The following is a 4,247-nucleotide window of genomic DNA, read 5'->3' as shown; positions in this document are numbered from 1 at the left end:
ATGTTGCGGTGATCCTGCTCGATGATGTTATTCAGGTACTTGCTCTGCCGTAATTCCGTCTCTGCTGTGAGCGTTTCATCGCCTTTCAAGGCTTCGACTGCTCCTGGGTAGGCAACGTTCTTGTCCACCGTAATTACTCGCAGCGCTTGAGGATGAGTCGCTTTTAGAACTTTGCGGAAAAATCTTGCGGCTGCCTTGTCATCTCGCGAGCGCACTCAGTATGAAGTCGAGCGTGTTGCCCATTAAATCTACGGCTTGGTAAAAATATTTCCACACTCCTTTCGCTTGGATGTACGTCTCATCCACCCGCCAGGAATCGTTCGTTCCGCTCAAGTGCGGTCGACCTCGTTTGTCCAGTCCCAGGGCATCGCTCAACCCCCACCAATGGATCGTCGAATGATCCACTTCTACTCCCCGTTCTGCCATCCTCTCTTCTAAGTCCCAATAGGATAAGGCGTATCGACAGTACCATCGCACACTAAGCAAGATGACGTCGGGCAAGAAATGTCGCCATTGAAATAGAGAAGGTGTGGACATCGGAGGAAGAGAAAGGAAGATTGGGCTTGTCTACCTTATCCTCCACTGGTTTTCGCGACACAACCAAATCGATCGCCTCCTAGTTCTTGCTACCCCTGCCGGGTAGGGATAGGTAATGTATATCCCTCCACCCTGTAATAGGTAAGCAATATCCCAGAAATACTTACATTTTCTTCGCGTGTGCCAATACCTGATTCTCCAAGCTCAGCTCTTGCAGATGAACTCAGTAATATTTCCTCCCGACCTGCGATATCTTCCCCTAACTTACTTGCCAGGTTCACTTCATTCCCAAATATATCTTCATTGGCAATATTGAGTATCTTTCCATACCCTATTCCAAAGGATGCGTATAGATGCTGTTCTGCTGGTAACACAGCGTTTGCAGCGTTGAGGCAATCGTTCATCTCCTGGCTTGCGGTCACTGCGTCAATCACTTTATCGAATAAGCAGAATAGGTTATCAGCCTCAGCCTTGACTAAGATTCCTCTGTTCTGCTCAATGCAAGGTTCACAAATCGAGCGCATTTGATGAATCATCAATAGGAAAGAAATAATCCCGAATTGTTGAGTTGTGCGAGAGAAGCCGCTCATATCGAGCACCAGAATGACTTTATTGTCGCTAAAGATATTCTCAATGATTTCAGTGGTCTCTGCGCTGCGGTTAGGGTATTCAATAATTTGACGCAGTAGGCGCTGCAAATTCGCGCGGGAGTTCAACAATACATCAGTCTTATGATTGTTCGAGGGGATGTTAAGCATTAGTTCAGAGAAAGAAAATTGTCTATCTAGATCACCTAGACAAGAGAGTGCCCAAGGGCTACCTTGATCTGCTCGTTGAAGAAGAAACTCTGGTTTCTGAACTTGGCTTAATGCTTGGGATTAGGGTGAGAACGACTGCCTCCATCCTTTCCTCTCCCTACCCCTGCTTGGGTGGAACAAACGGAGTACCCCAGAACACCCAGTTTTCTGTGTTGAAGAACGATCGCTAGTTATAGATCAAATTTGGCTCAATTGCTTGCCGGGGAAGAGTTGCAGCCGGAATATGCGACCAGAAGGCAATTCCCATTGCAGTCTTGATCTTGTGCAAGGAGTTAGCAGAGCAGTAGTGGTCCAAATACCATTTGCAGCCATACTCCCCCTTCCAACGTTGACCTAACTTAACCGTTTCACCTCACGGGGTGACAGAGGAGCTAGAGAACAGAGTGGATCAAGCTCATCGCTCTCAATCCTTGTCGGAAAAAGCGGCGTTTTTGCGGCTTGAGGTGCATCAGTTCTTCTGCCCAAGTAAACCACAAATCCATTGATGCAATCCATAACTGCCCATACAACCCAATCCAAAAATTACTGTGTCGTTTTTGCGCTCGGTTGGGTTCTTTCACTCGTCCAATGTAGTGCTGGATTTGCTTGCGACGGATGCGCTTGCCTTGCTCGGTTGTGAGCGTGTAGGCAATCGACACCAGCAGCACTAAAGCGAGAAATCGTTGCCCAGTGGCGCGACAATTTTCCAGATTGTAGCCGCCCGTTTTGAAATCTTTGAACATCGGCTCAATCGAAAACCGTTTGGCGTAGCTGCTCAAGGCAGCATCGAGATCGTTGAGATTGGTCAACAAGTACCACACTTGATTGGCTTTTGAGTGTCGGTAAACTCTTTTCCAGCGCGTGACGAGATTGAAGCGACCAAAGCCTTGTTGTTGCGTCACCTGCACCTGCACCTCGAAGCAGGCAATGCCCGGAAACTGGAGCAATTCGTCGAGGCGTTCAATTTCGGCATCGCAATGGGATTTAACCGTCGTGCTTTTGGGCAAGCGCAGCACAAACTTGACCCCTTGTTGGCGCAGCCAATCGGCAAGGGCAACGCTGTGAAACTCCCGGTCTCCCAGCACCGTACACTGATAGCTTTTCATTAAGGCAAACACCGGACGCAACACCCGTTGTTGCTCTGAAAGTGAACTTAAACCACAATGGTCAAGGCAATGCCAGAACACAGGAATGGCTCGCTTGTGGTAAACCACGCTGACCATCAGCAGATTATGGTGTTTCCATTGGGTGCGGTCAATCACCAAGTACACGTCTTGCCCTCGATGGAAATGCTGCTTCAGCCAATATGTGAGAATGGGAAACCACAAGGCTTTGAGATTCAACTGCGGCAGTTGTAGAAATCGCTGGAGATTGCGACGGCGACTTTCAAATTGAATGGGTTGGGCAAACAAGGTCGCTAATCGTTCCATACTGACATTGCGTTCCCGCTGTAGGAGGGCAACCAGCATCTTCACGGTGATGAATTGAATTGAACTCAGTTGCGCTTGTAAACAAGCCTGATAAAATGAAGGCAACATTTTTACAATTGAGTGTGATTCGTCGGATTCACCCTATTTTTTCGGCTTTGGGTTGCCTCTGTCTGCCGCCAGGCTTACCTTCTAGCCTCGTTGTCACCCTCTGAGCCGTTTCACCCATGTACAGCAAGATGGGCAGCTCGTTTTTCTGAGCGAGTAGATGTTGCAATCTCTCCACTACCCCCGCAAAACGACGGGGCAAAAAGCAATCCAGGAATATTCCCACGTTTGACTTACGAACCCATCTGTATCGCATGAGTGGAGTGGATTATACTCCAGTAGATGACTTTAGCGGATTAACAATGCTAACGCTGCTGTCAGAACTGGGTTTAGACCCATCCCGGTTTCCCTCCGCCAAGCATTTTGCTTCCTGGTTAGGGCTGTGTCTAGGGAGCCGCATCACGGGTGGAAAACGAAAAAGCTCTAAGACCGGTTGTGTCGCAAAAACTTATTAAGGACAACCGCTCAGTATCGTTTGTATTCCTTTAAGCAGCAATTCCAAAGGTCGATTCAATAAATTTTGCTTGAGAGACACTGCTCCCTTTCTCAATGCCTTTCACTTGTCCTTTTCTGATCATATTCATTGCCTCAATCGCCCTCAGGGTTCTCCTTGCGCTATTGAATGACTTGAATCCCATCATGGGTCTGGTAATCCGCTTGATGTTCCTGTGGTCTTGCTCAACTCTATTGTTCAGGTATTTCACCTGCCGTAACTTGGTCTCCTGCGCGATTGTCTCATCATCCTTCAGGGCTTCCATTGCCATTGGATAAGCCGCATTCTTATCCACATTAATCACTCGTGGAGCCACAGTGTGCTGTGCTTTGAGCACCTTGCGAAAAAATCTTGCTGCTGCCTTGCTGTCTCGCTTGGCGCTCAGCATAAAGTCGAGGGTATTCCCCTGCGAATCGACTGCACGATACAGATATTTCCACATATCCTTGATTTTGATGTAAGTCTCATCCACGCGCCAGGAATCATTTGTGGGCTTCAAGTGCAGTCGAACCCGTTTGTCCAGTTCTGGCGAGTATTTCAACACCCAGCGATTGATCGTCGAGTAATCCACCTCCACTCCTCGCTCCTGCATCATTTCCTCCAAGTTTCGATAGCTGAGAGAGTAACGGCAATACCACCGCACATTCAGCAGGATGATCTCAGGCAAAAAGTGCCGCCACTTGAATAGAGAAGCAGTAGACATCGGAAGATTGTGAGGAGAGTTTAGTCCTGCTTACCTTACCATTCCCTAGTTTTTGCGACACAACCGTTAAGTCTCCTTGTAACCAGAAAAGACGCCCATCGCTGCAAATGATTCAAGGATTTGCTTTGGTACTTCTTTTGTTTGCGGCAGCTTGATGGGAAAAATGTACTTAGATAACTGTA

Annotated in this window: 6 protein-coding genes; 1 reads left to right on the top strand and 5 read right to left on the bottom strand. The window is 47.9% G+C overall.

The window, feature by feature from the left end; translation table 11 throughout:
• The 4 genes from H6F80_RS30720 to H6F80_RS08750 form a co-directional block, all read right to left on the bottom strand.
• On the bottom strand, window positions 1-215 hold a 215-nt coding region (locus tag H6F80_RS30720), incomplete at its 3' end, for a DDE-type integrase/transposase/recombinase (protein WP_190791194.1).
• Window positions 199-537: a DDE-type integrase/transposase/recombinase gene (locus H6F80_RS08760; protein WP_190791193.1), complete on the bottom strand. Its 339-nt coding sequence runs from the start codon at window positions 535-537 to the stop codon at window positions 199-201. The genes H6F80_RS08760 and H6F80_RS30720, both read right to left, overlap by 17 nt.
• An 89-nt stretch (window positions 538-626) precedes the next feature.
• Window positions 627-1,295, bottom strand: coding sequence for an adenylate/guanylate cyclase domain-containing protein (locus H6F80_RS08755; protein ID WP_190791192.1), 669 nt, complete (start codon window positions 1,293-1,295; stop codon window positions 627-629).
• Between the two features lie 431 nt (window positions 1,296-1,726).
• Entirely contained in the window at window positions 1,727-2,803 is a 1,077-nt protein-coding gene (locus H6F80_RS08750; protein WP_242067240.1) for an IS4 family transposase, read from the bottom strand.
• A gap of 320 nt (window positions 2,804-3,123) precedes the next feature.
• On the opposite strand from H6F80_RS08750, the gene H6F80_RS31225 reads away from it, so the two are divergent.
• Window positions 3,124-3,324, top strand: a complete 201-nt coding sequence (locus tag H6F80_RS31225) for a transposase (protein WP_206755053.1) — start codon at window positions 3,124-3,126, stop codon at window positions 3,322-3,324.
• Between the two features lie 30 nt (window positions 3,325-3,354).
• Here H6F80_RS31225 and H6F80_RS08740 read toward each other — a convergent pair whose 3' ends face one another.
• Entirely contained in the window at window positions 3,355-4,065 is a 711-nt protein-coding gene (locus tag H6F80_RS08740; RefSeq protein ID WP_190791189.1) for an IS6 family transposase, read from the bottom strand.
• Between the last annotated feature and the right edge of the window lie 182 nt (window positions 4,066-4,247).

It is taken from the genome of Leptolyngbya sp. FACHB-711 (genome assembly GCF_014695615.1).
Lineage (GTDB): Bacteria > Cyanobacteriota > Cyanobacteriia > Elainellales > Elainellaceae > Leptolyngbya_A.
The sequence above is the reverse complement of the archived record's forward strand: the minus strand, read 5'-3'. Positions and strand labels throughout refer to the sequence as shown.